This is a genomic window from Pseudomonas sp. LH21 (assembly GCF_036549575.1).
GTDB classification, from domain to species: domain Bacteria; phylum Pseudomonadota; class Gammaproteobacteria; order Pseudomonadales; family Pseudomonadaceae; genus Aquipseudomonas; species Aquipseudomonas peradeniyensis.
The window spans coordinates 3,704,799-3,729,723 of the sequence record NZ_CP144367.1; the positions used below are offsets into that span (position 1 = coordinate 3,704,799).

The window sequence follows — 24,925 nt, forward strand, 5'->3', positions numbered from 1 at the left end:
GTCCTAACTCACTTCGAGGCCCGCCCTCCCTTGAGCACGATGAACGGGTTTTCTGGTTTCTCCGGCCCGCCGCTGCCCATCAGGCGCGCACGGCTGGCCGGGTCCAGCCCGAGGGCTGCCCCGAAGCTGGCCAGCTGACGCAGCGCCTCATTGATCACGGTGCAGGCGGGGTTTTTCTTGAGCACGCCCTTGGCGTCCACGACGGTGATGCCATTGCTGGCCACTTCTGCCTCAGCCAGCCGCCACCGCTCATAGGCGGCGCAGAAGACCGCCAAGTTGTGCGTGTCGGTGCGGGTCATGATCCCGGTTTGGGTCAACCACGGTGCAATGGCGCCCCACATTTCAACGGCCCATTCCCCAAGCCACTCCGGGGCGTCTGGGGTTTCCGCCAGCGGCGCCGGCGCGGGGCCGTCCTTCTTGAGTTTTCGCTTGCCGGGATTGCCCTGCAGCAGCTTGAGGGCGGTAGGTTTCGCGGGTCGCCCCATCGTTTAGGCCTCCCGATTTTCTGGAATGCGATTTTTTTTAATTTCGCGGGTGTGTGAAAAAGGCTGGGCGATCGGTGGAGAGAGACGAAAGCTGTAGAGATTTTGTCCCGCCCCCTCATTTGGCCGTTTTTTGACCACTTTTCGCTAATTTTGCCCGCAGACTCTCGCCATCGATTAAGGCAGCCAGATGTACAAACGGACGCTCTGGCACTCCGTCTGCGGCATGCATGTATGCATCAATTGCTGCCACTAACTCATGCAGAACACGCGAAATCAGCTCTGGAATTCCAAGCTTATGAATGTTTTTCCAGGAATACAGCGCTCGATCCAGGTGCCAGTCACCATGGCGGATCAGTTCGGCACTTCGACTGCGCTTGATCGCTTTTTCGCGCAAACGCATAGCCTCACGCGCCAGTCGGACGGCCTGACCGCGCCCGTGCCGACTCTGCCGCCGTTTTGAACTTGTGGCAGTTTTCATTGATGGCAAACAGGTTGGATGGGTCATTCGTTCCCCCTTCAAACTTCGGTATACGGTGATCAACCTCTGTCGCTGGCAGGCGGCGACCATTGCAGACAGGGCACTGGCACAGATAACGATCACGTTTGAGTACTGCCTTGGCAAGCTTGCGCCATGCCCAGTCATAGCCACGCTGCTCAGCAGTGCCTCTTGAAGGGGTGTTCCAACCGCTAGCGAGGTACGCATGACTTTCGCAGTAACCGCTATCGGCCTGAGTCTTACGTGGGCACATCGGCGACCGACAAGGTCGCTTTGCCTTCGGTGGCACACTTCACTCCTTCGACAGTAGGCCGGCACGTTTGGCTAGAAATTGTGTGTACAACCCGCCTGCTACATCTGCACCAATAACGGCAATCACGATCCCAAGACCGGCGGCCAGATAGAGATTGCTCCAGACCGCCATTGCGAGTAGCAGTGTCGCCATTCCGAGCAGGCCTGATGCCAGAAAACGCAACGCAACTCTCTGGAGAATCTGACGCAGGCCCAACTCAGTTCCCGATGCTCGCAGCATTTCACCTGACAACCCGGCCATGCTTAGAAGCACTAAAAGCCAAAGAGGAACATCGGCTAACGCCTGATGCTCAGTATTCATGTGCATTCCTCAATCAACTCCGACCTCCATGGGCTCGCATCTGGCTGATGCCAACGAGTTAGCCATAGGATCGGGAACAAAACCCGCTCGATGGCAAGGCTTTGGAGATGGCATAAAAAAACCCAGCTCGATGGCCGGGTTTCCGAAGGGGCGTCGCGCTGCGTTCACAGCACCACACGCTGCTATAAAAACAGACTCATTCCGTGCGGAAAAGCCTTTTTTCACTACGGGGTCGTCTTGGTCCACTTTGGCTTCTTGGTACGGACATCAAATTCTAGTTCGTGAATAAGAAGATCCCCACTACGAAACGACAATTTGCTAGCTCGGTGAACAGGCGAAATATCTTCAAATTCTGCTATGAGATCTTCTTGAGAGTCCGAATTAGATATAACTGCCTCGTAGCCAAAGCGACATGTCTGGGCATTGATATACTCAATCCATTTCTCATCTGTCGTATCTGCGTGCGCCAAGCCATTGCGTACAAAGTTATCCCGATACTCCGACGCCCCCAGCAACAACATATCCGGACTGATAGGAAATTGAACCACCGTTGGACCACCCAGCTTAATCCTATATGGCTTCTGCTCTCCAAAAGGCAAAGAAGAGTCATACCAGGCGACTGGGTTATCGCTGGTAAGGAACGGCAACCCAGTCTTATTATGAAGCAATATCCACCCGACGCTATCAATAACAGGAGCAATGCCCTTGATGATTTCCACCATTGCGTGAATGCTTTGATGAGGGTCGATTGATATATCGACCTTCTCTAATAGGTCCTTATGACCTTCGGGAGCCGGTGGAAGTTTACCATCACGCTGTAACTTTAGAGCAACGCCTCTTACCGACTCAGCCATTAACGACTCCATTGCATCGCGACAAGCTGGAACTCGTGCACGCTGGAGCGCCATGAAGTTAAAAAGCGCTTCAAGATTGTCGTTAACATTCTCCCGAGACTTAAGCCGTTTTACCAAAGGAGGCCAGCCGCCTTCAAACCCGCAGAAGAAGTCTTCTAAACGGTTGTTATCCATGCCGCCTTCTGGCTTGGGTTGGGAATAGTAATATCTTTGGAATTGTGTTGCATCCGGAACCACTGGGAGTGGTTTTCCATCACCATCCTTTCGGTACACGAGAACGCGCCCATGCTCATTGCAGAATGAATTCAAATACGCCTTGGGAATGAAATGATGCCGTTTTTTCTGGCTCATCCTACATCTGACTCCTTGGCTAAATTTATCATTCTAGCCTATCCACTAAGCTGCCGGACGCATATTTTCTATACAGCAGTCGATCCAGGCAACTCCAGCACGGACCAACTCTCTAGCCTTGCCTTCGCTGATTCCGTAGTTCCGACCTACCCGTAACATTGGCCACTTAGCACCGAAATACAGCCAGATCACATCCCCCATTTGCTGGTCACGCTTCGTGAGTTTTGCGATAGCGTTGTCAATAGCGAGCGCCCAATCATCGCTAATACAGTAGCTCTTGCTTGTCGACACTGCAGGGTGTGCGAGACGCATTAATGCAAGCGAAGGAGACACACATGCCGGGACCCCCGCGCTATCAATCCTCCACCATCCCCATTGCTCCAGAAGATACTCAGTGTCACCCAGCGGTCGCCCTGCCGGTTTTCGAATCATCATGCCTCAATCCCCTGTGTAGTTAACGCCACCAGCGCCAAGCCGGTTGCCTTCCTGATATTGCTCCGCCGGCCCGAATACCCGAGCCGCCCTCAATTGCTCAATCTGCCGTGTCGCGACCTGCAGCCTCATGCTGAGCTGAGTCACCAGTTCATCCAGGGCCAGGGCCTCACCAGTTGCAGCCGCCAACCACCCAGAGGCATTACAGTGGTCGCATGGCAGTTCGTAAAACACGCCCTTGATGACCGCTCTCCCACGGCACAAAGGGCACTGAGCCAGGTCGATCACCGACCTCGTGAGGGCCGGGCCGTGGCTCTTTTTCATCATTTCGAATCCTCGCCTATGGTTGTTTCCTGAATCCCGTTGCAGCCCTCGCGCTGCGCGGCCTGTGGGCCATTACCCGAATCTGCGTTTCTACCCTCCTTCTTCCCGTGGATGCGCTCGAAACCCTTGCTGTCGAGAAACGCATGCCACTGTTCCAGGGCGTCGCGCTTGCGCTCCTCGGCGGTGGTCTGGATGTACACCTGAACGTTGTGGCCCATGGCGTGGTTGATCAGCAGCTCACCGATCAGGAAGTCGATGCCCAGGTCCGCCCAGCAGCCCCTGGCCAGCTTGCGCAGGTCGTGACTGGTCCACTCGCCTTGCCCCAGGCGGGTGAACACCGCGGCGGCCTGCTTCTCGCTCAGGCAGCGCCCTGACCGGCCCGGGAACAGGAAGCGCCCGGTGTAGCCCTGGGCCTGCTGGAACTCGCGGTACTGGGTCAGCAGCGCGCACACCTGGTCGGTCAGCGGCAGCGAGTGCTCCACCCGGGTCTTGGTGTGCTCGGCCGGCAGGTACCAGCGGCGGGTGGCCAAGCTGATGTGCGCCCACTGCGCCATGCGGGTCTCGCCGACACGGTTGCCGTGACACAGCATCAGCAGGGCCAACATGGCGTCGGTGGGTGCCTGGGCGTTGACCTCGACCAGCAGGGTCAGCAGGTGTTCGATCTGTTCCGCACGCAGGCGGGCCGCCTTGGGCTTGATCCGCGCCTTGGTGAAATCGCCGAAGCGCATCCCCGCCATGGGGTTGGTCGCAACCATGCCCAGGGCCTGGGCCTTCTTGAACGCATCGGCCAACAGGCCGAACACCAGGCGCACGTACTCAAGCGACAGCTGCTCCTGCAGCGGCCACACCAGATCGCGATCCAGCGCGCTGCGACTCACATCGGCCAGGGCCATGCCGCCCAGGCGCGGAATCAGGTGGCGGCTGATCGCCGACTTGGCCGTGGCTTTGCGCTTGGCCGACAGGCTGCGGTTACGCTCCAAGCGATCGGCGAACCAGGCCAGCAGCTCGCCCACCTGCTCCCAGCCCGACACCGTGGCGACGTTATCGGCGGCCAGCCGCTGGCGGATCTCCGGCAGTGCGGCCAGCACCACCTTGGTGGACTGGTCGGGATAGGCGCCGATGCGGTGCCAGCGCTTGCGCACCACCAAGTACCAGGTGCCACGCGGGCGGGCCTCGGTGAAGCGGAAGCGCAAGCCTGGATAGCGTGGGTCGCGTAGCAGCACGGCGGACAGGTCGTCCCCCCGGCGGCGTAGCTCTGCGTCAGAAAATGCGATAACCGACGTCATGCAATCAGCACCCCTTCGTTGAGCAACGCGGCCTGGGTGCGCATGACGCCCTCGGCGTGGTACTGCCGCGCAATGTCACGGTCGACTACTCGACTACGATTGTCACAGGCGTCATGGCAGGCGCTGCACGCCCAAGCGCCCTGCATGTCGTGTGGTTTCATGCCGGCGCCGCAAGTGCCCGCCATGCGGTAATGAGCAAGCACGGTGGTTTCTGGGTTGCCATTGCACACCCCGGGAATGCGCACTTGGCACTCCCGGCCGCGTGCGGCCTTGGTCAGCTTCGATTGCCGCATGGGCTGTCTTCTCCATGAAGGTCAATGACGGTGTAAGCGCTCGGCCACATGAGTTGGCCATGCGCGACGGCCGAAGCTTCGTCGCGATAGAGCGCAATGGGTGGATGCGAGGTACTGGAGAGCCCGAACAGATCGGAGCGGCAGTACAGCGCGTATCGGTATTCGGTGAGGTCAGGTGCGGGAAGCTCGATCATCGGACGAGCATCCTGGATCGGATCGCCGCCAGGGCTTCATTCCCCACTTTGGGCGTGCGCTGGCCTGGCACCTCCGCAGGGAGAGCTAGCGGCATTCTCTGGAGCGGCTCACCTGCGACCAGGCGCCGAACGGCAATCGTGTAGTTGCGCTCGAACAGCTTGGCGCTCACATCGGTAGCCAGCTTGTTCAGGTTCTCGAAACCACTTTCCTTGGCGGCATGCCAGACCGCGTCATGGGTCCACTTGCCCTTCCCTGCCATGGCGGGATGCGCGTTACGGCACGCCTCACGGAAGGCAGTAGCCAGCGGGGGAAGACCCAGCATTTCCGGCGAAGGCTGGCACCACTCGATGAACTTCCCGGGTGCCGGGATGAACTCGCGGCCGGATTGCCGGCAGCGCATCAAACCGAACTGCAGTTGCTCCGGGGTGTTGATGCCAGCCTCGAGAAATGCAGTTAGCCACTGCTGCTTGGCCGCCTTGTACGTCGCCTCATCCGGCCATGCCTGCTTCCAGGCGCTGCAGATCGTGCGCAGATCACGGAACAGGTCGTTGATCACCCCCGCAGTTTTGCGATTGAGCTCGGCCTTCACGTCGGCAGGCAGCGAGTAATCCGAGGGCACGTATTGGCCAGTCTGGACCTTTGCCCACAAGCCATGGGCCACGGTTGCAACCTGATTCATTGGCCGCCCCCTTCCCCGATCCACGATGTGTCATCGTCATCAAAGCTGGAGCGCTGCGATCCACCGGTACGAACAACGGGCGAGCGAGCAGCACGGGCGAGATCGGATTTGACCCAGCTGACCAGAGCGGCCAGCCACTGCTTTTCGGTTTGGGCCACGCCCTTGGCATCGTGGTGGAGCACAAAGCCGGATATGGCAACCGCGTTGAACTGATCCAGGGTCAGACCTGCCCGACGGGCGTAGGCCTTCAGCAATTCCGGATTCGGTTCCCAGTCGAGGGACATTGCGAATGGCTCGCGCAGAGAGAGAGTAGATTGGTTCAATGACGGATTGGGTGCAGCTGCTGCACCCCGTTCTGCGTTTTGCTGCACCCCGTTCTGCTGTGAGCTGCACCCCGTGCGGTTTCCTGCACCCCGTTCAGGACGGGGTGCAACAGATGCACCCCGCTTAATCAACAGGTCGTAAACGACAGGGCGACGGTCACGGCGATCGATATGGGCAGCAGCAATTGCCTGGTTACCCTCAGCGATCCAACCGGCCTGGGCGAGCTCATCTAGCTTCAGCCGTACTGTTCGCTCAGAAAGGCCGGTGTCGTCAGAGAGAGTCCCGGCAGAAGGGAATGCCCCTCTTCCATCGCTGCCTGCGTAGTTGGCGAGGCAGAGCAGGACATGACGGGCTGCAGGATTCTCGAGTGCAGCTTTGGGAATGGCGAGTGCCCAGGTCATAGCTTGTACGCTCACGCTTGCCACCGTTGCGATGGACATAGAGCGACAGGCGCAGCATTGCGCGCAGCATTGGAGAAATGCATAATTGATCCCGATTCAGAAGTTGAGAAAGCCGGGCTGCCACCCGGTTTTTTTATGCCCGCGATTTGGGTACTGGATGAATTAGCAGGTGTTTTGGCCATCTACTCGCACAAGGCTGGCTAGATCAGAATCTGCACCACTTGGCGTCAGACCTCCGGCTGAAACAGGGAAAACATCATCCAGGGCGCAAGTCGCTCCAAGTTGATTTAGGGCCGAGACGATCTGTCTTGCCTCTTCCAGCCCTGGGGCCCTCCGCCCCGCCTCATAATTGGCGAGCCGTGATTGGTTCCAATCGAGCTTTCGCCGGAGACTGGCCTGACTGATACCCGCCCCCTTTCGGATCTGTCGAACGTGGTTCATAGGGGTTCCTCTTGCCTGGGCCCCAGGATAAACACGTAACGTGTTATTTTCAATCACGAAGAGTGAAAGCGAGCTATTTCGTAACGTGATTACAATCACGGCTATGAAAGAGACCCTCGGACAACGCATCAAACGCCACCGCAAGGCTGCCGGGCTCTCCCAGGCCGCGCTGGCGACTGCCTGCGGCTGGAAATCCCAATCACGGGTGGGCAACTACGAAACTGATACGCGGGAGCCATCTCTCGCGGATCTGCGCCTAATCGCAAATGCGATTGGTGTGGATGAGTCGGAAATCATCTTGGATTACAAACCGAGCGCCCCGGAAGCGGGCGCTGAGGCTGTCGAATCAAACGCGACGATGATTGGCCCATTTGATGTGTGGGATGACGAAACGCCATTGGATGGAGATGAGGTATACGTGCCCTACCTGAAAGAGGTCGAGCTTTCAGCAGGCCGAGGCCGCACGGTTGTTGAGCAATCACATACGCGCAAATTGCGGTTCGGCAAAATCACCCTTCGCCGACAGAACGTGCAACCGAGCGAAGCAGTTTGTGTGACCGTTGGCGGCAATAGCATGGAGCCCGTGCTACCCGATGGAAGTACAGTCGGCGTTGATCAGGGTGCCACTACCGTAATCGATGGCAAGATGTACGCAATCAACCATGGCGGCCAGCTGCGGGTGAAAACCCTATACCGCTTGCCTGGGGGTGGGATCAGGATGCGCAGCTTCAACCGTGATGAGCATCCTGACGAGGAATACAGCGCAGAAGAGATGGTCGCTAAAGAGATCGTCATTCTAGGGAAAGTCTTCTGGTCCTCGGTCCTCTGGTAGCACTCCTTTCGCCAACCAAGCCCGGCTAAATGCCGGGCTTTTTGTTGCTCGACTGAAAAATAATCACGTTTCGTGTTGACACCAATTAACACAATACGTGATATTTGCCTTCGCCGGATCGACACCGGCCAGCAACGAAGGCAGCGATGAACAGGCCTCAACTGTTCAGAGGGGTGGCAACTGCCCTGGGCGTGCAGCGTAAAGCGCCAATGCAGTTTTCCAGCGGGTGAGCACCGCGGCTGGAGCAAAAACAGATTTCACCGGCTGGCCTTGGAAACAGGGCCAGACGGGAAATCAACCGTCCTGAGAGCAAGACGATGACCAAGGCCGAACAGCTCCTGAACGCAACTGGCGAGGAAATCAAAGCCGCCGCACTCCGCCGCGAGATCCTGGACCACGCCACGCAGTTCACTTTCGACGACGGTAGCTCGATCCAGTGCCGAAAACTGTCTGGTAGATCTGCCTTCGCTCGTAGTGGCTGGCACCTGAAATCCAACTGAGCATCCAGTACCACGTCCGCCTGACGTTAACTGCCCGATCACCTGGTCTTCCCCAGCACCAGGCTGCATCGGAGAGCCCTTCCCGACCCTACATCAACATGTTCAGGGAGACAGGCGGGAACGGCTCTCCAATGCAGCCCCAACGGAAGTGAATTGCAATGACAAAGTCATTCAAGCAAATGATCAAGGATGGCGATGTGCGCCGCGCAGACGCCATGAAGGTGAAGCTGGAAGATCTCCATGAGGAACCCGGCTTTAACTTGCGCACTGAGGGCGATGCGCTCGAAGCAAGTATCGACGCCCTTGCAGAGTTCATCGCCGGGGGCGGCCAGATCCCTCCACTTGAGGTGCGACCTCGCGCAGAAGGTGGCGTATGGGTAGTCGATGGCCATCGGCGCCGTCGCTCACTCCTCAAGCTCGACAACGCCGGGCGGTTACCTCGCACGCCGAGCAAAGATCCTACGCAACCTCCTGAGGCTTGGATTGCGGTCACCGCCTTCGAAGGCAGCGATGCAGATCGAGTCGCACGAATCATCACCAGCCAAGAAAACGAAAAGCTTTCCCCTCTTGAGCTGGCCGAGGGCTACAAGCGATTGCGAGCCTTCGGATGGACGCCCGACCAGATCGCCAAGAAAGTCGGTAAGACACGACAGCATGTCGAGCAGGTGCTCACCGTGGGCAATGCAAACACCGACGTGCAGAACCTAGTAGCAGCCGGACATGTATCGGCGACCACAGCCGCCCAGGTTGTCCGCGAGCACGGAGACGGTGCCGGGAAGGTACTAGGCGCTGAACTGGAAAAAGCTCAGGCCAAAGGAAAGAAGAAGGTCACGGCGGGCACGATGAAAGGCCCGACGATCCCTAAGCCTAGGCTCGTCGCCGTGCACACCGCTTCATGCAATTTGATTGCATCGCTGGACTCCATTGACGAAGACAGCGGGCATCTCACTCTGCCGACCGCGCTAGTCCTTGAGCTGCGTAAAGCCCTGGAAGGCGCTCTACCGAGATAACTCATGGAAACGATCACCTGCGGCACATGGACAGGCCATCTTGGCAAAGGGTTGGCTCCACGCGAGCTGGAGGCGCTGCTCGGCGTCGCCCAGGGCATGACCGCGAAACAGATTGCCCAGCAGATGCAGATCACCCCAGGCACAGTCGCCAACCGCATTGAAAACGCGATGTTCAAGCTCGGCGTGGCCCGACGGGCCGCTGCGGTGGCCGAAGCCATGCGGAGGCAGATCATCAGCCCGCTATGCATCGCCCTCGCCGGCCTGATCGCGATGCATGCGGTCATTGATGACAGCGATCCACTGCGCCGCGACCGCAGGGCGCCAGAGCGGCGCACAGCCCAGATTCGAATCGTTCGTAAGGCCGAGGCCTTCGAGCACCACGCCTGAAGTGTCCCGAGAAAATCTAATGCAAGCAAAAATGCCTCAAACCTTGGAGTACAAAATCGCCTTGCTAAAAATCTTGCTTCTGCGCTCAAGGGCGGTACGGAACGAAACCCACGCCAAGATCAAACAGACGCCGCCGCGCTTACTGCGGCATAAACCGTTCGTAACTAGAACGCTTAACATTAATTAGCTTTTCCGAGTTCTTTGGTATTACAGCAGTTACTTTATTAAATTGACCGTCCTTCACCCCACCCAAAACAAACCTATCGCCATAACCAGCTAATATAACATACTCCTTTCCATCCATCTCAAAAGACGAATAGCTAGTTTTGAATCTAGCTGCGGCCTTCCCCACACCTACAGTCATTGAAGAAAAAACCAGAACCACGAAACACATAACCGATACTGCAACCAATTTATCCCAAAATTTTGCCGGACGTGATGACGGACGCGAACCGTCTATGTCTCTGATTCCTTCGGCATCAGCCGCCGCCGCCATAGCGCTTGACCAGCCCACCTTAATTGCCTTAAAGGCCACTGACAATAGTGAAATGAACATGAGCCCCACAGTGAACCCGACAGCTATGTAGGTGGCAATCTTGCTAAACCCAGTTGTGTACACCCCGATAAGCAGCGGAGCAGGCATTAGCAACTTGATTGCCCACCATCGCACCTCTCTCCTCCTATTTGTCCCTAAGTTAAAAAGAAGATATCCATAAAGGCATAATGGCACGAAAGCCAAAAAAACAAACATCAGCGCAGGAAGCATCATCTTTAGATCTACATCAATTAGCTCCCGCGAAATACCAAGCTCATCAGCGTAGCCAATTTCATACATCCAGGCCATATAGAAGGCTATGACTGGTAGCAGAGCCAGCATTACACCTTCTTTGAATTCAAACCGCATAACCTATCCTAGTTATCCGCCTGCAATAGGTGGAGGCTACCTAAATTGCCAACATGCTGCCACCACTACGGAGGGAGGCGCACGCGCAGGAGACACCCCATGCAACTCGACATAAACATCGAAGGAATCGTAGCCGCATCAGTAGCCGCCGCGCTGAGCCCGGAAAAGCTGCAGCCGATCATCAGCAAGAACGTGGAGAGCGCAGTCAACAGCGCGATCCAAGAGCAGTTCAACTGGAACTCACCGTTCAAGAAGCTGCTGGAAGAGAGCCTGGCGGGCGCCATGCCTACCAAGATTGCGGGCCTGGGCCGCTACGGGGATCTGGTGCTCAAGACTGTCTCCGCGATGATCAACGACTACCAGGAACAGGCGCTACGCCAGACCATCACGGAAAAGCTCGCCAAGGTGCTGGAACCACTGCCAGCTCGAATCAAGCTCTCGGAGCTGATCGACCAGCTGACCAGGGCCTTCGAAGACAGCCACCTCCGCGACGATAGCGAGGCGCCGACGTTCATCATCGAGAAAGGCACGGGCTACTCGTCCACTTCCGAGTACTGGCACCTCTATGCCGATGCTAACGAGGGGGTAGATAAGTACTCCTGCCAGGTGCAGATGGCGTTCACCGGCAAGGGTGAGTGCTACTCGCTTCGCGTTGGCGAAACAGACATGAAGAAGTCGCTGATTATCGGCAGCGCATACGGCGCCGAGGCCCTGGTGCTGAACCTGTACACGGGCGGCACCAAGGTGGAATACGAGCAGGTGTACGTCGGCGAAATCCGCTACAGCGAAGAAGCCTACGACTGACTTTACTGCGCTGCTGGCAGCGCTTTAGGAGTCCGCCCCTTTTACCTGGCATACCCCGTTGGCTCGGTTCTTACCGGTATACGAGACATCCGGCGAGCCGTCCGGGTTGATCGACAGCGAGATTGTCACCCCGCTGCCTTTGGCTTCGAAGTAGTTCTCGTTGAACTTCTTCAGCTTGCCTTCTTTGCCATTGATGTAGATCGGGCCGCCCTTGTCAGCGTGCACCTCGATGTTTCCTGGGCATGTCGCGTTCAGCAGTGGAATACCAGCCTGGGCAGCACCAGACACCACCAGCAATGCCCCCAGCAGTAATCGCTTCATCTCATGCTCCTTGAGTGAATTGACCGAGAGGGAAGAAATAGCCCAATTCGGCGCTGCCCGCCAGCGTATCAGCCCTTCCGGTATACCTCAGGTGACCAGGCGCTGCAGAAAACGATGACGCCAAAGATCAGCAGATAAAGCCAGTGTTGGCTCGGGTACGAGAAAGACCCTACCTGGGCGACCAAAAAAGCAGCGCCGCCCGCATCCAGACGCTGCCGGCGGGTGAACCTCTGCTGCAGCGCTACCAGCTTTCTCTTCCATCCCATTACCACTCTCCTTGTTTGGTAAGCGGCGAAGCATATCACTTGGCGCTGCCCGCCAGCGCCTTCCCCTATTCAACGATAACGCCGACCTGGTGAGGGCGGCGCCTGCACGCAAGGACAACGACATGACCGAACAACAGCACGACGAAAGCAAACTCGAACGGATCATCCGCAAGATCAAGCGCTGCCTGGCCCTTTCGAAAAGCTCGAACGAAACCGAGGCGGCCACAGCTATGCGCCAGGCTCAGGCTCTGATGAGAGAGTACCGCCTCACTGAGGTAGATGTTCGCCTCAGCGACGTCGGCGAGGTCGAATCTGACAGCTCAAGAGCCAAACGCCGCCCAACCTGGGCTCGAGACTTAGGCTCGATTGTTGGGGACGCCTTCGGAGTTAGGTCATTCTCCCGACGCCAGTGGTGCGCGTCGACACGTAGAGTCATCGAACGAGAGCTGTATGTGGGTGTGAATCCGGCTCCCCAAGTCGCGATGTATGCATATGAGGCGCTACTGACCAAACTCATGATCGCCAGGCGTGACTACGTGTCTCAGGTTCGAGCAGGCAAACAACGCAGCGATTACTCGCCAGAGACTGCTGGGGATCATTTTGCACTGGCCTGGGTATCGGCTGTATACGACAAGATCCACGAGTTGGTGCCGCGCGGTGAAGAAGATCACGCCATCGGGCAGCATTCCTCTGGACGCGATCTCATGGCAGTAGAAGCGCAGGACCAAGCCTTGATCGAGCAGTTTTTGACTGGTAGGGCGATTGGAAAGGCCCGCAAATCGCGAGACGTGGAACTTGACCTCAATGCCCAGATCGCCGGTCTACTAGCAGGCCGGCGTGTAGAACTGAATCCTGGCCTGGCGACCGGGAGCGAATCCCAACTCCAGCTCGCAAGCGTTTGAGGCATTCCCGTGCCTCCAGAAAGCTCGCATGCGGTGAACAGATCTACCTCCACCCGCCAGCCACGAACGTCTTCGCCCGGAGCACTCCCCAGAGCAAGGCCCGACTCATCGTTTCATTCGGCCTGGAGCTATACGTCTCCTCTACGATTCGGTCCCCGCTGTTGGCGTACACCCCGATGAAGAGCTGCGTTTCGCCTGTCCGCGAGAGTCGGGCTTGCACGTCGATACTCCTGCCGTCATCAAGAGTTTCCTCATGATGGCGGAGGTGAAGCGCTGGGTCTGCCCACGTCCGGAATTTCTCACCGCGACATCTCATATCGATCTCCTCTGATACCTCAGTAGGCGCGGTAATCAGAGAGATAGATATCCGTTTCGCTTAAATGCGACCAGCGGCCAAAGACTGGCAGTTCCTGGCAGATTTGACACCTAACCCCGAGATATCGAGGTACGGTGCCGATAGCCGTCGATTAGTCACATATCGTCTGGGTTGTTCGGAGCTGAGTCGTTCTCTTCGCCGGTCTGCAGGTCAGCGAATTTAATCCACTCATCAAAGGCAATTCGATGGGCTTTGCACGTCTTCTCCCAGTCGACCCCGCTCATTCGACCGTAGGCCACCTGGTTCATCGTGGCGGCAATTTGAGCATCAAGCTCTCTTAATAGCTTATAGGCCTGATAACGGCCTTCCTTTGCGCTTGGCATGTAGCTCACCTCACTGGTGGGATAGATGAGCTATCAGCTTCAACGGCTCATTACGGTGGACTCCGCCCTTACCTAGTCTGTTCCATGCATTGACTGTCTTACCTTTGCCTCCAACTGCTGTCACGTTGGTCTCACACAGGCTCACCAGTCGGGACGTCTCAAAATCGCCCGATTTCCGATCGGCTTTCAGGATAAAGGTGAAGCTCCCAGTGAGTCCTTGGCGAAGCTCCTTCGGCATCAAGAAGCCGAAGTGAATCAACCAGGAACCATCATCGAGACGGAACGTATCGCTACGGTAGCGCTCCACTTCTGCTTCAGTAATGCCAATCTCAGCTGCCACTTCTCGATTGGTAGGTTCGCGATCCATCGGTGATGCTCCTTCTGGCCTTGCGCCGGGATGCCACCAATACGCCGCAACACGCGAATAAATCGCACTGACAGTTGCCGGCGGCGCCTGTTCTAGCTGCATGATCCTTTACTGGTCGTGGCTCATCGCCTTCCTTGAAGCGGTGTTGAGCTATTCGCCCCGAGTTTTCACTGCACGCTAGAAAGCCGCCTTTTGAAGACGGCTCTAAGCATCATGATCACGATTTTACTGACTGCCCTTTGGCCCAGTGGGCCTTAGGTAAGCTTCGGTTAAAGCCGCTGACACCTGAGGGGACATTCTGAATTTCCCCGCCTTTGGACAAGAACTGTTCAATCTTTTGCTTCAGGTGCAAATGCGCCTGATGCGTCGCGGATTCGTACATGTTCTTACCCCTTCGATGAGCCGGACGAATGCCGACTCGCTCCCCACTATACCCCTTTACCCCGATTGGTGCGGGTAACGGGGCTGCATATCCAAAGAGACCATCATGGAAACCGAGATCCTTTCGGACGAAGAGCTGGCCGACCTTACCGGCTACAAGGCCAGAGGCTGGCAGCGCCGCTGGCTCAATGATCGCTGCTGGCACTTCGTCGAGAGCCGCGGCGGCCGCCCTCTCGTGGGGCGCCAGTACGCCCGGATGAAGTTGGGCGTAACACCGGAGGTGGTCACCCTGGCTCCTCCCCCGCTGCCACCGACTACCACCTGGACACCAGACTTTTCGAAAGTGAGATGACATGCGCCCGCGCAAGACTGAGAACCGCCACCTCCCGCCCCGACTGTACGAACGAAAGCGCAAGCGTAAAAGCGGCAAGATCTGGGTCAGTTACTACTACCTCGACAGATCGGGAAAGGAGATCGCCCTAGGCGCCGACCTGAATATCGCACGATTAAAATGGGCTGAGCTTGAAGCGAAAGACAAGCCTCATGATCTGCTTCTGATGAAGGCGATCTTCGATAGGTACCAGCGAGACGTAATCCCCAAGAAGGCAGAACGGACGCAGAAGGACAACCTGGCAGAGCTCCGCCAGCTTCGCCCCTTCTTCGACGCGGCGCCTATTGAAGCCATAACGCCGGCCCTGGTCGCACAGTACAGGGATGCCAGATCAGCGCCCGTGAGGGCAAACCGGGAGATCGCGCTTCTGTCCCACGTCTACAACCTGGCCCGAGAGTGGGGCTTCACCACGAAGGAGAACCCTTGCCAGGGCGTGCGTAAAAACAAGGAGACGCCGCGGGACTTCTACGCCAATGACGCGGTCTGGAGTGCGGTGTATGCGAAAGCAGTTGAAGAGCTGAAGGTCGCCATGGACCTAGCGTATTTGACGGGCCAGCGTCCTGCGGACGTGCTGGTGATGAGGAAGGACGACATCGAGGACCAGGCCCTCGGCGTCAAACAGAAGAAGACCCACAAGAAGCTGCGGATCATGCTGGAGGCGGATGGATTGGCAAGCGGCCTGGGCGTTCTGATCGCAAAGATCTTGAAACGCAACGAGGCTCACACCTCGCCTTACTTGATTCTCACCGAGGCGGGCAAACGGGTCACAGCCGCAATGCTACGACACCGCTGGGATGATGCCCGAGAGCAAGCAGTGAAGGAAGCTGTAGCAGCCGGAGACCAGATGCTAGCGGGCCGGATCAGCCAATTCCAGTTCCGCGACATTCGCCCGAAGGCGGCCTCGGAAATCACCGATGTCGACCATGCCAGCCTGCTGCTTGGCCATACGAAAGGAGACATAACCGAGCGGGTTTATCGACGCGTCGGGGCACTCGCCAAGCCGACCAAATGAGCAAAGTATTAGGACGCGTCCTAATTCAAAGTATCTGGCACCATTCCCAAAGGTGTTCCCATGGGTAGTTTTACTATGCCCCAAAAACGCAAAAAGCCCTGAAAAATCAGGGCTTTGAATGTGGCGGAAGCGTAGAGATTCGAACTCTAGGATAGTTGCCCATCGACGGTTTTCAAGACCGTTGCCTTAAACCACTCGGCCACGCTTCCAGCTTGTTTTGCGGCGGCAATCATACCGTAATGTAACAAGCTGTCAAACTCTCTGTGTCGCGCCCTGCGACAGCTCTGATATGCTCTGCCTCATACGTTCCACTACCGCCGGTCCCGGACCGCGGTCTCACCCCAAAGGAGTGCGCCATGCGCGAACAGGATTACGCCGTCCAACACGGCCAGCAGGTCGAGCAGCAGGAGGTCAGCAAGGTCCTGCGCAACACGTACAGCCTGCTGGCCCTTACCCTCGCCTTCAGCGGCATCATGGCCTTCGTCGCCCAGCAGATGCGTGTCGGCTACCCGAACATCTTCGTGGTGCTGATCGGCTTCTACGGCCTGTTCTTCCTCACCAACAAGCTGCGTGATTCGGCCTGGGGCCTGGTGTCCACCTTCGCCCTCACCGGCTTCATGGGCTTCATCCTCGGCCCGATCCTCAACCGCTACCTGGGCATGGCCGGTGGCGCCGAAGTGGTCAGCTCGGCCTTCGCCATGACCGCCCTGGTGTTCGGCGGCCTGTCGGCCTACGTGCTGATCACCCGCAAGGACATGAGCTTCCTCAGCGGCTTCATCACCGCTGGCTTCTTCGTCCTGCTGGGTGCCGTGGTGGCCAGCTTCTTCTTCCAGATCAGCGGCCTGCAACTGGCGATCAGCGCTGGCTTCGTACTGTTCTCGTCGGTCTGCATCCTGTTCCAGACCAGCGCCATCATCCATGGCGGCGAGCGCAACTACATCATGGCCACCATCAGCCTGTACGTGTCGATCTACAACCTGTTCGTCAGCCTGCTGCAGCTGTTCGGCATCATGGGCCGCGACGACTGATCGAGCCGGTCGACAGCGCCTCACAAAAAGCCCGCTTCGGCGGGCTTTTTCGTGCCTGCTGAACAGCGGTAGCAAAGCCGACGAAGATTGACTTAAAAGTCAGCTTATTACCCCCATTTCTCCGCGATTGTGCGGCCATCGTGCTTGCCTCTACCCCTATGGCCTTTCTGCCCGTAGAATGCGCTCCTTTTTTCTTCCGGGGCGGCATTTTCCCATGAGTTCACACGAACACGGCCCAGGCGCGGCGGCGCCTGCCAATGAACTGGTCCTTGGCCTCGAGGACAAGCCTCGCCTGCTGATCGGCCTGCTGGCGGCATTGCAGCACCTGCTGGCGATCATCGTGCCGATCGTCACGCCGGGCCTGCTGATCTGCCAGGCGCTGGGCGTGTCGGCGCGTGACACCAACCTGATCGTGTCGATGTCGCTGGTGATCTCGGGTATCGCCACCTTCGTCCAGTGCAAGCGCTTCGGGCCGTTCGGCGCCGGGCTGCTGATCGTCCAGGGCACCAGCTTCAACTTCGTCGGCCCGCTGATCGCCGGCGGCGCGCTGATGGTCAAGCAGGGCACGCCGGTCGAGAGCGTGATGGCGGCGATCTTCGGCGTGGTCATCGCCGGCTCGTTCGTGGAAATGGGCGTGTCGCGCATCCTGCCCTTCGTCAAGCGCCTGATCACCCCGCTGGTGACCGGCATCGTCGTGCTGATGATCGGCCTGACCCTGATCAAGGTCGGCCTGATCAGCATGGGCGGCGGCTTCGGCGCCATGGCCAACGGCACCTTCGCCGATGGCGAGAACCTGCTGCTGTCGGGCGTGGTGCTGGCGATCATCGTCATTCTCAACCGCATTCCGGTGGTGTGGATGCGCAGCTGCGCCATCGTCATCGCCCTGGCCGTGGGCTATGCCCTGGCCGGCTACCTGGGCCGCCTGGACTTCACCGGCATGCACCAGGCCGCATTGTTCCAGGTGCCGACACCACTGCAATTCGGCCTGGGTTTCTCCTGGTCGCTGTTCATCCCGATGCTGGTGATCTACCTGGTCACCTCGCTGGAAGCCATCGGTGACGTGACCGCCACCAGCAAGGTCTCGCGCCAGCCGGTGGAAGGCCCGGTGTGGATGCAACGGATCAAGGGCGGGGTGCTGGTCAACGGCGCCAACTCGCTGCTGGCCGGCCTGTTCAACACCTTCCCCAGCTCGATCTTCGCCCAGAACAACGGCGTGATTCAGCTGACCGGCATCGCCAGCCGCCATATCGGCATCTGGATCGCCGCCATGCTGATCCTGCTGGGCCTGTTCCCCAGCGTCGCCGGGGTGATCCAGGCGGTGCCGGAGCCGGTGCTCGGTGGCGCGGCCATGGTGATGTTCGGCGCCGTGGCGGCCTCGGGCATCAATATCCTCGCCAGCACCCGCCTCGACCGCCGCGCCCTGCTGATCATCGCCGTGTCGCTGTCGCTGGGCCTGGGCGTGGCCCAGGTGCCGGAGTTCCTCGCGCACATGCCGGCAGCGCTGCGCAACGTGCTGGAGTCGGGCGTCGCCACCGGCGGCATCTGCGCCCTGCTGCTCAACTGGTTCCTGCCCGAGGGCAAGGAACAGGCCTGAGCCGCACCCGCCTGAGCAAAAAGCCCGCGCCCACCAGCGCGGGCTTTTTGCTTTATCATGGCCGCATTCATTTGCACGAGCCTTCCATGAAATTCGCCATCGCGGTCTTTTCCCCGGCCCATGCGCCCTCCTCGCGCCGCGCCTTGCGCTTTGCCGAGGCGGTGCTGGCCGGCGGGCATGAAATCGCCCGATTGTTCTTCTACCAGGATGGGGTGCACAGCGCCTCGGCCAATATCGTCACGCCCCAGGACGAACTGGATGTGGCCGCGCAGTGGCGCGCCTTCGTCAGCGACCACCGCCTGGACGCCGTGGTGTGCATCGCCGCGGCCCTGCGCCGGGGCGTGCTCGACGATACCGAAGCCAACCGCTACCAGCGTCCGGCGGTGAACTTGCCGATGCCGTGGGAGCTGTCCGGCCTGGGCCAGCTGCACGAAGCCGCGCAACTGGCCGACCGCCTGGTCTGCTTCGGAGGTGATTGAGATGGCCAAGTCCTTGCTGATCATCAGCCGCCAGGCGCCCTGGAGCGGCCCGTCCGCCCGCGAGGCGCTGGACATCGCCCTGGCCGGCGGCGCCTTCGACCTGCCGCTGGGCATGCTGTTCCTCGATGACGGCGTGTTCCAGCTCGCCGCCGCGCAGCAACCCGACGCCCTGCAGCAGAAGAACCTGACCGCCAACCTCCAGGCCCTGCCGATGTTCGGGGTCGAGGAACTGTTCGCCTGCGGCCACAGCCTGGCCCGTCGCGGGCTGGACGCCGACGCCCTGGCGCTGCCGGTCGAGGTGCTCGACGATAGTGCGCTGGCCGCGCTGATTGCCCGTTTCGACCAGGTGGTGACGCTCTGATGACGACCCTGCATGTAATCGCCCACTCGCCCTTCGGTGACGAGCGCCTGGCCAGTTGCCTGCGCCTGCTGGGCCCGCAAGACGCGCTGCTGCTGTGCGGCGACGCCACCTACGCGCTCAAGGCCGGCAGCGAACCGTTCGCCGCCCTGCAGGCCGCCAACCTCGGCGGGCGGCTGTTCGCCCTCGCCGAAGACCTGCAGGCTCGCGCCCTCGACAACCCGCTGGCCAAGGCCGTGGACTACGCAGCCTTCGTCGAGCTCTCCCTGCACCACGACAAGGTCAACAGCTGGCTATGAGTACCCTGACTGTCGGCGATCGCCACATCGCCCTGGACAAGGACGGCTTCCTGGTCGAGCTGCAGGACTGGTCCCACGAAGTCGCCGAGGCCCTCGCCACCCGCGAAAGCATCGCCCTGACCGCGGACCACTGGGAAATCCTCGAACTGCTGCGCCAGTTCTACCAGGAGTACCAGCTGTCGCCGGCCACCCGCCCGCTGATCAAGTACACCGCGCTCAAGCTCGGGGCGGAAAAAGGCAACAGCCCGCACCTGAACCGCCTGTTCAATGGCACCCCCGCCAAACTCGCCGCCAAGCTGGCGGGCCTGCCCAAGCCGACCAACTGCATATGACCGAGCCACAGCTGAACGACGTACGCCCGCTGACCCTGGAAACCCCGGCCGAACACCCGTTCGCCGAATTCGTGCGCATCCTCGGCAAGGGCAAGCGCGGCGCCCGCGGCCTGACCCGCGAGGAGGCCCGCGCCGCCATGACCCTGCTGCTCGAAGGCAAGGTCGAGGACACCCAGCTGGGCGCCTTCCTGATGCTGCTGCGGCACAAGGAAGAAAGCGCCGAGGAGCTGGCCGGCTTCACCGAGGCCCTGCGCGCCCACCTGCAGGCGCCGCGCATCGCCGTCGACCTCGACTGGCCGAGCTACGCCGGCAAGAAGCGCCACCTGCCCTGGTACCTGCTGGCGGCCAAATGCCTGGCAGGCAATGGCGTGCGCATCCTGATGCACGGTGGTGGCGCCCATACGGCCGGGCGGCTGTACACCGAGCAACTGCTCGATTTGCTGGACATCCCGCTGTGCCGTGACTGGACGGCCGTGGAGCAGGCCCTGGACAGCCGCCGACTGGCCTTCTTCCCGCTGCAGGACTGGGCGCCGCAACTGCAGCGCATGATCGACCTGCGCAACACCCTGGGCCTGCGCTCGCCCATCCACTCGCTGGCCCGGGTGCTCAACCCGCTTGCCGCCCGCTGCGGCCTGCAGAGCATCTTCCACCCCGGTTACCAGGCGGTGCACCGCGAAGCCAGCCGCCTGCTCGGCGATCATGCCGTGGTCATCAAGGGCGACGGTGGCGAGATCGAGGTTAACCCGGACGTCATCAGCCACCTGTACGGCACCTCGGCCGGCGAAGCCTGGGACGAGGAATGGCCGGCGCTCAGCGCCCAGCGCCATGTGAAGCCGGCCAGCCTGCAGCCCGAGCACCTGCTGGCGGTGTGGCGCGGCGAGGCGCAGGACAGCTACGGCGAACTGGCCGTGGTCGCGACCATGGCCCTGGCCCTGCGTGGGCTCGGCCAGGAGCGCGAGCAGGCGTTCAGCAAGGCCCGCGCCTACTGGGCCGCCCGCAAAGATATCGAATAAACCGATAGGAATAGGGCAGTCTTTTCGCTATTTATTCGAACGCTTTGCCCTAGACTGAGCTCCAACGACAAACGATTGTGTTTCGAGGAGCTCCGAGATGGGCCTTTTGATCGATGGCCGCTGGCATGACCAGTGGTACCAGAGCAGCAAGGATGGCGCCTTCCAGCGCGAGAATGCGCAGCGGCGCAACCCGCTGCCTGCCGCCGAAGCCGGCCGCTATCACCTGTATGTGTCGCTGGCCTGCCCGTGGGCGCACCGCACCCTGATTTTTCGCGCCCTCAAGGGCCTGGAGCCGTTGATCGATGTCTCGGTGGTCAGTTGGCTGATGGGCGAGCACGGCTGGACCTTCGACCAGCAGCAAGGCTCCAGTGGCGATCAGCTGGATGCGCTGCAGTACCTGCACCAGCGCTACACCCAGGACGATCCGCACTATACCGGGCGCGTGACCGTGCCGGTGCTGTGGGACAAGCAGGAGAAGCGTATCGTCAACAACGAGTCGGCCGAGATCATCCGCATCTTCAACAGCGCCTTCGACGGGCTGACCGGCAATACCCTGGATCTCTATCCCGAGCCGCTGCGGGCGACCATCGATGGGCTCAACGAGCGTATCTATCCGGCGGTGAACAACGGCGTGTACCGCGCCGGCTTCGCCACTTCGCAGGACGCCTACGAGACCGCCTTCGACGAGGTGTTCAATGAGCTGGATCATCTGGAAGGGCTGCTGGGTCGCCAGCGCTACCTGGCCGGCGAGTACCTGACCGAGGCCGATGTGCGCCTGTTCACCACGCTGGTGCGTTTCGATGCGGTGTACCACGGGCACTTCAAGTGCAACCTGCGCCGCCTGAGCGACTACCCGAACCTGTCCAACTGGCTGCGCGAGTTGTACCAGTGGCCGGGCGTGGCGGGCACGGTGAACATGGAACATATCCAGAAGCACTATTACATGAGCCACAAGACCATCAACCCGAACGGGATCGTGCCCAAGGGGCCGTTGCAGGACTTTGGCTTGCCGCATGACCGGGAGCGGTTGTCGGGCAGAGGGATCTGGCAGAGAGGATGAAGACCCCACGTGGGAGCGGGCTTGCCCCGCGATGGCGCCGGATCAGGCAACAATGTTGCCGCCTCTGACGCTATCGCGGGGCAAGCCCGCTCCCACGTGGATCTACAACGTGCTCAGGCGTCTTGCGACCCTTCAAACCACGCCAGCTTCTCGCGCAGTTGCACCACTTCCCCAACGATTACCAGGGTTGGCGCATGCACTTCATGACGCGCCACCAGCTCCGGCAGGTCAGCCAAGGTACCGGTGAACACCCGCTGATTACGCGTGGTCCCCTGCTGCACCAAGGCTGCCGGCGTGCTCGCCGCGCGCCCATGGCGGATCAACTCGGCACAGATGGTCGGCAACCCGACCAGCCCCATGTAGAACACCAGGGTCTGGGCCGGCGCCACCAGGTCATCCCAGGGCAGGTTGCTGGTGCCGTCCTTCAGGTGACCGGTAACGAAACGCACCGACTGGGCATAATCGCGATGAGTCAGCGGAATCCCGCCATAGGCGGAACAACCACTGGCCGCGGTGATACCCGGCACCACCTGGAACGGGATACCCTCATCCGCCAGCTCCTCGATCTCCTCGCCGCCACGGCCGAAGATGAACGGATCCCCCCCCTTGAGCCGCAGCACGCGCTTGCCCTGGCGGGCCAGGTCGACCAGCAGGCGGTTGATCTTGTCCTGTGGCACGGCGTGGTCGGCGCGGCGCTTGCCGACATAGATGCGCTCGGCGTCACGCCGGCACATCTCGATGATGGCCGGGGCCACCAGGCGGTCGTACAGCACCACGTCGGCCTGCTGCATCAGGCGCAGGGCACGGAAGGTCAGCAGGTCCGGATCGCCCGGCCCCGCGCCCACCAGGTACACCTCGCCGCCCTGCTGCACCGGCGCGCCATCTACCAGCGCCTGCAACAGGCGCTCGGCCTCGGCGCCCTGCCCGGCCAGCTGGCGCTCGGCAACCGGGCCCTGGAACACGCTCTCCCAGAAGCCACGGCGCTGATTGACGTCCGGGTACAAGGCCTTGACCTTGTGCCGGAAACGCGCCGCCAGCCCGGCCAGCTCACCGTAGGCGGACGGGATCCAGGCTTCCAGCTTGGCGCGGATCAAGCGCGCCAGCACCGGCGCGTCGCCACCGCTGGAGACCGCCACCACCAGGGGTGAGCGGTCGACGATGGCGGGGAAGATCACCGTGCACAGGGCCGGGGCATCCACCACGTTGACCGGCAGGCTGCGCGCCTGGGCCTCGGCCGAGACCTGGGCGTTGAGCGCGGAGTCGTCGGTGGCCGCGATCACCAGGCGGCAGCCCTCCAGGTCGCTCGCCTGGTAGCCACGCACCAGCACCTCGCCACCGCCCTCGCGGGCCAGCGCGGCCAGCTGGCCGTCGACCTCCGGCGCCACCACCCGCAGCGCGGCGCCGGCATCGGCCAGCAGGCGCGCCTTGCGCAAGGCGATCTCGCCGCCGCCGACGACCAGCACGCGGCCGCCCTGCAGCTTATGGAAAAGCGGCAGGTAGTCCATTCAGCGAATGACCTCGACGCCACCCATGTACGGCTTGAGCACCTCCGGCACACGGATCGAACCGTCGGCCTGCTGGTAGTTCTCCAGCACCGCCACCAGGGTACGGCCGACCGCCAGGCCCGAACCGTTGAGGGTGTGCACCAGCTCCGGCTTGCCGGTTTCCGGGTTGCGCCAGCGGGCCTGCATGCGGCGCGCCTGGAAATCACCGCAGTTGGAGCAGGAGCTGATCTCGCGGTACTTGTCCTGGCTTGGCACCCATACTTCCAGGTCGTAGGTCTTGACCGCGCCGAAGCCCATGTCGCCGGTGCACAGCGCCAGCACGCGGTACGGCAGCTCCAGCAGCTGCAGCACGCGCTCGGCGTTGGCGGTCAGGCCTTCGAGGGCTTCCATGGATTTCGCCGGCTCGACGACCTGCACCATCTCGACCTTGTCGAACTGGTGCTGGCGGATCATGCCGCGGGTGTCTCGGCCCGAGGCGCCGGCTTCGCTGCGGAAGCACGGGGTGTGGGCGACCAGCTTCAGCGGCAGCTGCTTGGCGTCGAGGATCTCGCCGGCCACCAGGTTGGTCAGCGACACTTCGGCGGTCGGGATCAGGTAGAAGTCGGCTTCGCCTTCACGGCTGATCTTGAACAGGTCTTCCTCGAACTTCGGCAGCTGGCCGGTGCCCTGCAGGGCCGGGGCCTGCACCAGGTACGGGGTGTAGTGTTCCTCGTAGCCGTGTTCGCCGGTGTGCAGGTTGATCATGAACTGCGCCAGGGCGCGGTGCAGGCGGGCAATCGGGCCGCGCAGCACGGCGAAGCGGGCGCCGGACAGCTTGGCCGCGGCCTCGAAGTCCAGGCCACCGCTGACTTCGCCCAGGGCGACGTGGTCCTTGATCTCGAAGTCGAAGGTGGCCGGGGTGCCCCAGCGGCGCACTTCGACGTTATCGTCTTCGCTGGCGCCGACCGGCACGCTGGCGTCCGGCAGGTTGGGGATGGTCAGCAGGATCGCGTCCAGCTCGGCCTGGATACCGTCCAGCTCGGTCTTGCCGGCGGCCAGTTCATTGGCCATGCGCTCGACGTCGGCCATCAGCGGCGCGATGTCCTCGCCCTTGGCCTTGGCCTGGCCGATCGATTTGGAACGGGCGTTACGCTCGGCCTGCAGTTGCTCGGTGCGGGTCTGCACCGATTTGCGGCGCTCTTCCAGCGATTCGATGCGCGCGACATCCAGGCTGAAGCCACGGGTGGCCAGGCGGTCCGCCACTGCCTGAAGTTCAGTGCGTAACTGTTTGGAATCGAGCATGTCGTTCTCTCGTTATGTGTAGATGT

Annotated in this window: 38 protein-coding genes and 1 tRNA gene; 16 read left to right on the forward strand and 23 right to left on the reverse strand. The window is 60.5% G+C overall.

All coding sequences use genetic code 11. From position 1 onward, the window contains the following. Positions 1-8: 8 nt before the first annotated feature. From VUG52_RS16785 to VUG52_RS16845, 13 genes are all read right to left on the reverse strand, one after another. Positions 9-485: a phage terminase small subunit P27 family gene (locus VUG52_RS16785; RefSeq protein WP_050706326.1), complete on the reverse strand. Its 477-nt coding sequence runs from the start codon at positions 483-485 to the stop codon at positions 9-11. Between the two features lie 115 nt (positions 486-600). Further along, complete coding sequence (locus VUG52_RS16790; RefSeq protein WP_162232971.1) at positions 601-990, reverse strand: hypothetical protein; 390 nt, start codon at positions 988-990, stop codon at positions 601-603. Next, positions 890-1,234 (reverse strand): HNH endonuclease, encoded by a 345-nt coding sequence (locus VUG52_RS16795; protein ID WP_082337781.1) that lies wholly within the window; start codon positions 1,232-1,234, stop codon positions 890-892. The genes VUG52_RS16790 and VUG52_RS16795 overlap by 101 nt, the downstream gene beginning before the upstream one ends. 39 nt (positions 1,235-1,273) lie before the next feature. Continuing rightward, entirely contained in the window at positions 1,274-1,594 is a 321-nt protein-coding gene (locus tag VUG52_RS16800) for a phage holin family protein (RefSeq protein ID WP_050706356.1), read from the reverse strand. A gap of 224 nt (positions 1,595-1,818) precedes the next feature. After that, positions 1,819-2,799 carry a DUF4238 domain-containing protein gene (locus tag VUG52_RS16805; protein WP_082337782.1) on the reverse strand — a complete coding sequence of 327 codons (981 nt, stop codon included), beginning with the start codon at positions 2,797-2,799 and terminating at the stop codon, positions 1,819-1,821. Positions 2,800-2,844: 45 nt separating this feature from the next. Then, on the reverse strand, positions 2,845-3,234 hold the full coding sequence (locus VUG52_RS16810) for an antiterminator Q family protein (protein ID WP_177330848.1): 390 nt from the start codon (positions 3,232-3,234) through the stop codon (positions 2,845-2,847). Between the two features lie 3 nt (positions 3,235-3,237). Further along, positions 3,238-3,555 (reverse strand): hypothetical protein, encoded by a 318-nt coding sequence (locus tag VUG52_RS16815; RefSeq protein WP_050706357.1) that lies wholly within the window; start codon positions 3,553-3,555, stop codon positions 3,238-3,240. Beyond that, on the reverse strand, positions 3,555-4,841 hold the full coding sequence (locus VUG52_RS16820; RefSeq protein WP_050706327.1) for a tyrosine-type recombinase/integrase: 1,287 nt from the start codon (positions 4,839-4,841) through the stop codon (positions 3,555-3,557). Before VUG52_RS16820 ends, VUG52_RS16815 begins: the two co-directional genes overlap by 1 nt. Next, the gene (locus VUG52_RS16825; RefSeq protein ID WP_050706328.1) at positions 4,838-5,134 is read right to left on the reverse strand and encodes a DUF1364 domain-containing protein; all 297 of its coding nucleotides are present in this window, start codon (positions 5,132-5,134) and stop codon (positions 4,838-4,840) included. Before VUG52_RS16825 ends, VUG52_RS16820 begins: the two co-directional genes overlap by 4 nt. Beyond that, positions 5,116-5,328, reverse strand: coding sequence for a hypothetical protein (locus VUG52_RS16830; protein WP_082337785.1), 213 nt, complete (start codon positions 5,326-5,328; stop codon positions 5,116-5,118). Before VUG52_RS16830 ends, VUG52_RS16825 begins: the two co-directional genes overlap by 19 nt. Beyond that, entirely contained in the window at positions 5,325-6,008 is a 684-nt protein-coding gene (locus tag VUG52_RS16835; RefSeq protein WP_050706329.1) for a replication protein P, read from the reverse strand. Before VUG52_RS16835 ends, VUG52_RS16830 begins: the two co-directional genes overlap by 4 nt. Next, positions 6,005-6,733 (reverse strand): DnaT-like ssDNA-binding domain-containing protein, encoded by a 729-nt coding sequence (locus VUG52_RS16840; RefSeq protein ID WP_050706330.1) that lies wholly within the window; start codon positions 6,731-6,733, stop codon positions 6,005-6,007. Before VUG52_RS16840 ends, VUG52_RS16835 begins: the two co-directional genes overlap by 4 nt. Positions 6,734-6,895: 162 nt before the next feature. Continuing rightward, positions 6,896-7,303, reverse strand: coding sequence for a helix-turn-helix transcriptional regulator (locus VUG52_RS16845; RefSeq protein ID WP_442964594.1), 408 nt, complete (start codon positions 7,301-7,303; stop codon positions 6,896-6,898). Between VUG52_RS16845 and VUG52_RS16850 the strand changes: the two genes are divergently transcribed. The 4 genes from VUG52_RS16850 to VUG52_RS16865 all read left to right on the forward strand — a co-directional run bounded on the left by VUG52_RS16850 (position 7,278) and on the right by VUG52_RS16865 (position 9,903). After that, positions 7,278-8,006: an XRE family transcriptional regulator gene (locus VUG52_RS16850; protein WP_050706358.1), complete on the forward strand. Its 729-nt coding sequence runs from the start codon at positions 7,278-7,280 to the stop codon at positions 8,004-8,006. The two genes, VUG52_RS16845 and VUG52_RS16850, sit on opposite strands and share 26 nt — an antisense overlap. A 317-nt stretch (positions 8,007-8,323) precedes the next feature. Beyond that, positions 8,324-8,506, forward strand: coding sequence for a hypothetical protein (locus VUG52_RS16855; protein WP_050706331.1), 183 nt, complete (start codon positions 8,324-8,326; stop codon positions 8,504-8,506). Between the two features lie 158 nt (positions 8,507-8,664). Further along, complete coding sequence (locus VUG52_RS16860; protein WP_050706332.1) at positions 8,665-9,516, forward strand: ParB/RepB/Spo0J family partition protein; 852 nt, start codon at positions 8,665-8,667, stop codon at positions 9,514-9,516. 3 nt (positions 9,517-9,519) lie between these two features. Further along, positions 9,520-9,903, forward strand: a complete 384-nt coding sequence (locus VUG52_RS16865; protein WP_050706333.1) for a helix-turn-helix domain-containing protein — start codon at positions 9,520-9,522, stop codon at positions 9,901-9,903. 139 nt (positions 9,904-10,042) lie between these two features. Here VUG52_RS16865 and VUG52_RS16870 read toward each other — a convergent pair whose 3' ends face one another. Beyond that, positions 10,043-10,807, reverse strand: a complete 765-nt coding sequence (locus VUG52_RS16870) for a hypothetical protein (RefSeq protein WP_156329650.1) — start codon at positions 10,805-10,807, stop codon at positions 10,043-10,045. Positions 10,808-10,906: 99 nt separating this feature from the next. Between VUG52_RS16870 and VUG52_RS16875 the strand changes: the two genes are divergently transcribed. Next, positions 10,907-11,611, forward strand: coding sequence for a hypothetical protein (locus tag VUG52_RS16875; protein ID WP_050706335.1), 705 nt, complete (start codon positions 10,907-10,909; stop codon positions 11,609-11,611). A gap of 24 nt (positions 11,612-11,635) precedes the next feature. On the opposite strand, the gene VUG52_RS16880 is transcribed toward VUG52_RS16875, so the two are convergent. Then, positions 11,636-11,932 carry a hypothetical protein gene (locus tag VUG52_RS16880; RefSeq protein WP_050706336.1) on the reverse strand — a complete coding sequence of 99 codons (297 nt, stop codon included), beginning with the start codon at positions 11,930-11,932 and terminating at the stop codon, positions 11,636-11,638. A 68-nt stretch (positions 11,933-12,000) separates the two neighbouring features. Then, a complete protein-coding gene (locus tag VUG52_RS16885; protein ID WP_052896007.1) occupies positions 12,001-12,198 on the reverse strand; it encodes a hypothetical protein in 198 nt (65 codons plus the stop codon). Positions 12,199-12,320: 122 nt separating this feature from the next. Here VUG52_RS16885 and VUG52_RS16890 point away from each other — a divergent pair, with 122 nt between their 5' ends. Then, positions 12,321-13,100 carry a DUF2786 domain-containing protein gene (locus VUG52_RS16890; protein ID WP_050706338.1) on the forward strand — a complete coding sequence of 260 codons (780 nt, stop codon included), beginning with the start codon at positions 12,321-12,323 and terminating at the stop codon, positions 13,098-13,100. A gap of 43 nt (positions 13,101-13,143) precedes the next feature. Here the strand turns inward: VUG52_RS16890 and VUG52_RS16895 are convergent, their stop codons facing one another. The 4 genes from VUG52_RS16895 to VUG52_RS16910 form a co-directional block, all read right to left on the reverse strand. Then, a complete protein-coding gene (locus tag VUG52_RS16895) occupies positions 13,144-13,416 on the reverse strand; it encodes a hypothetical protein (protein ID WP_050706339.1) in 273 nt (90 codons plus the stop codon). A gap of 155 nt (positions 13,417-13,571) precedes the next feature. Then, positions 13,572-13,799: a hypothetical protein gene (locus VUG52_RS16900; protein WP_050706340.1), complete on the reverse strand. Its 228-nt coding sequence runs from the start codon at positions 13,797-13,799 to the stop codon at positions 13,572-13,574. Between the two features lie 10 nt (positions 13,800-13,809). Next, positions 13,810-14,166, reverse strand: coding sequence for a hypothetical protein (locus tag VUG52_RS16905; protein ID WP_052896010.1), 357 nt, complete (start codon positions 14,164-14,166; stop codon positions 13,810-13,812). A 217-nt stretch (positions 14,167-14,383) separates the two neighbouring features. Next, entirely contained in the window at positions 14,384-14,548 is a 165-nt protein-coding gene (locus VUG52_RS16910) for a hypothetical protein (RefSeq protein WP_155952720.1), read from the reverse strand. A 105-nt stretch (positions 14,549-14,653) separates the two neighbouring features. On the opposite strand from VUG52_RS16910, the gene VUG52_RS16915 reads away from it, so the two are divergent. Together VUG52_RS16915 and VUG52_RS16920 are read left to right on the forward strand one after the other, a co-directional pair. After that, entirely contained in the window at positions 14,654-14,899 is a 246-nt protein-coding gene (locus VUG52_RS16915; protein WP_050706341.1) for a DUF4224 domain-containing protein, read from the forward strand. Between the two features lies 1 nt (position 14,900). Next, entirely contained in the window at positions 14,901-15,950 is a 1,050-nt protein-coding gene (locus VUG52_RS16920) for a tyrosine-type recombinase/integrase (RefSeq protein WP_050706342.1), read from the forward strand. A gap of 121 nt (positions 15,951-16,071) precedes the next feature. Here VUG52_RS16920 and VUG52_RS16925 read toward each other — a convergent pair. Then, positions 16,072-16,159 (reverse strand) — tRNA-Ser (locus tag VUG52_RS16925). A 147-nt stretch (positions 16,160-16,306) separates the two neighbouring features. On the opposite strand from VUG52_RS16925, the gene VUG52_RS16930 reads away from it, so the two are divergent. From VUG52_RS16930 to VUG52_RS16965, 8 genes are all read left to right on the forward strand, one after another. Next, on the forward strand, positions 16,307-16,978 hold the full coding sequence (locus tag VUG52_RS16930) for a Bax inhibitor-1/YccA family protein (protein WP_028692373.1): 672 nt from the start codon (positions 16,307-16,309) through the stop codon (positions 16,976-16,978). Positions 16,979-17,192: 214 nt separating this feature from the next. Beyond that, positions 17,193-18,572 carry a nucleobase:cation symporter-2 family protein gene (locus tag VUG52_RS16935; protein WP_050706343.1) on the forward strand — a complete coding sequence of 460 codons (1,380 nt, stop codon included), beginning with the start codon at positions 17,193-17,195 and terminating at the stop codon, positions 18,570-18,572. A gap of 86 nt (positions 18,573-18,658) precedes the next feature. After that, positions 18,659-19,051: a sulfurtransferase complex subunit TusD gene (gene tusD / locus VUG52_RS16940; protein ID WP_028692375.1), complete on the forward strand. Its 393-nt coding sequence runs from the start codon at positions 18,659-18,661 to the stop codon at positions 19,049-19,051. 1 nt (position 19,052) lies between these two features. Next, a complete protein-coding gene (gene tusC, locus VUG52_RS16945) occupies positions 19,053-19,412 on the forward strand; it encodes a sulfurtransferase complex subunit TusC (RefSeq protein ID WP_331831808.1) in 360 nt (119 codons plus the stop codon). After that, entirely contained in the window at positions 19,412-19,708 is a 297-nt protein-coding gene (gene tusB / locus VUG52_RS16950; protein ID WP_050706345.1) for a sulfurtransferase complex subunit TusB, read from the forward strand. Before tusC ends, tusB begins: the two co-directional genes overlap by 1 nt. Further along, the gene (locus VUG52_RS16955) at positions 19,705-20,040 is read left to right on the forward strand and encodes a TusE/DsrC/DsvC family sulfur relay protein (protein WP_028692378.1); all 336 of its coding nucleotides are present in this window, start codon (positions 19,705-19,707) and stop codon (positions 20,038-20,040) included. Before tusB ends, VUG52_RS16955 begins: the two co-directional genes overlap by 4 nt. Before the next feature lie 29 nt (positions 20,041-20,069). Beyond that, positions 20,070-21,053 (forward strand): glycosyl transferase family protein, encoded by a 984-nt coding sequence (locus VUG52_RS16960; protein WP_262952434.1) that lies wholly within the window; start codon positions 20,070-20,072, stop codon positions 21,051-21,053. A 97-nt stretch (positions 21,054-21,150) separates the two neighbouring features. Continuing rightward, positions 21,151-22,113, forward strand: coding sequence for a glutathione S-transferase family protein (locus VUG52_RS16965; RefSeq protein WP_331831810.1), 963 nt, complete (start codon positions 21,151-21,153; stop codon positions 22,111-22,113). A 113-nt stretch (positions 22,114-22,226) separates the two neighbouring features. On the opposite strand, the gene cysG is transcribed toward VUG52_RS16965, so the two are convergent. Next, a complete protein-coding gene (gene cysG / locus VUG52_RS16970; RefSeq protein ID WP_050706348.1) occupies positions 22,227-23,618 on the reverse strand; it encodes a siroheme synthase CysG in 1,392 nt (463 codons plus the stop codon). Beyond that, positions 23,619-24,899: a serine--tRNA ligase gene (gene serS, locus VUG52_RS16975; RefSeq protein ID WP_050706349.1), complete on the reverse strand. Its 1,281-nt coding sequence runs from the start codon at positions 24,897-24,899 to the stop codon at positions 23,619-23,621. It lies immediately after the preceding gene. Between the last annotated feature and the right edge of the window lie 26 nt (positions 24,900-24,925).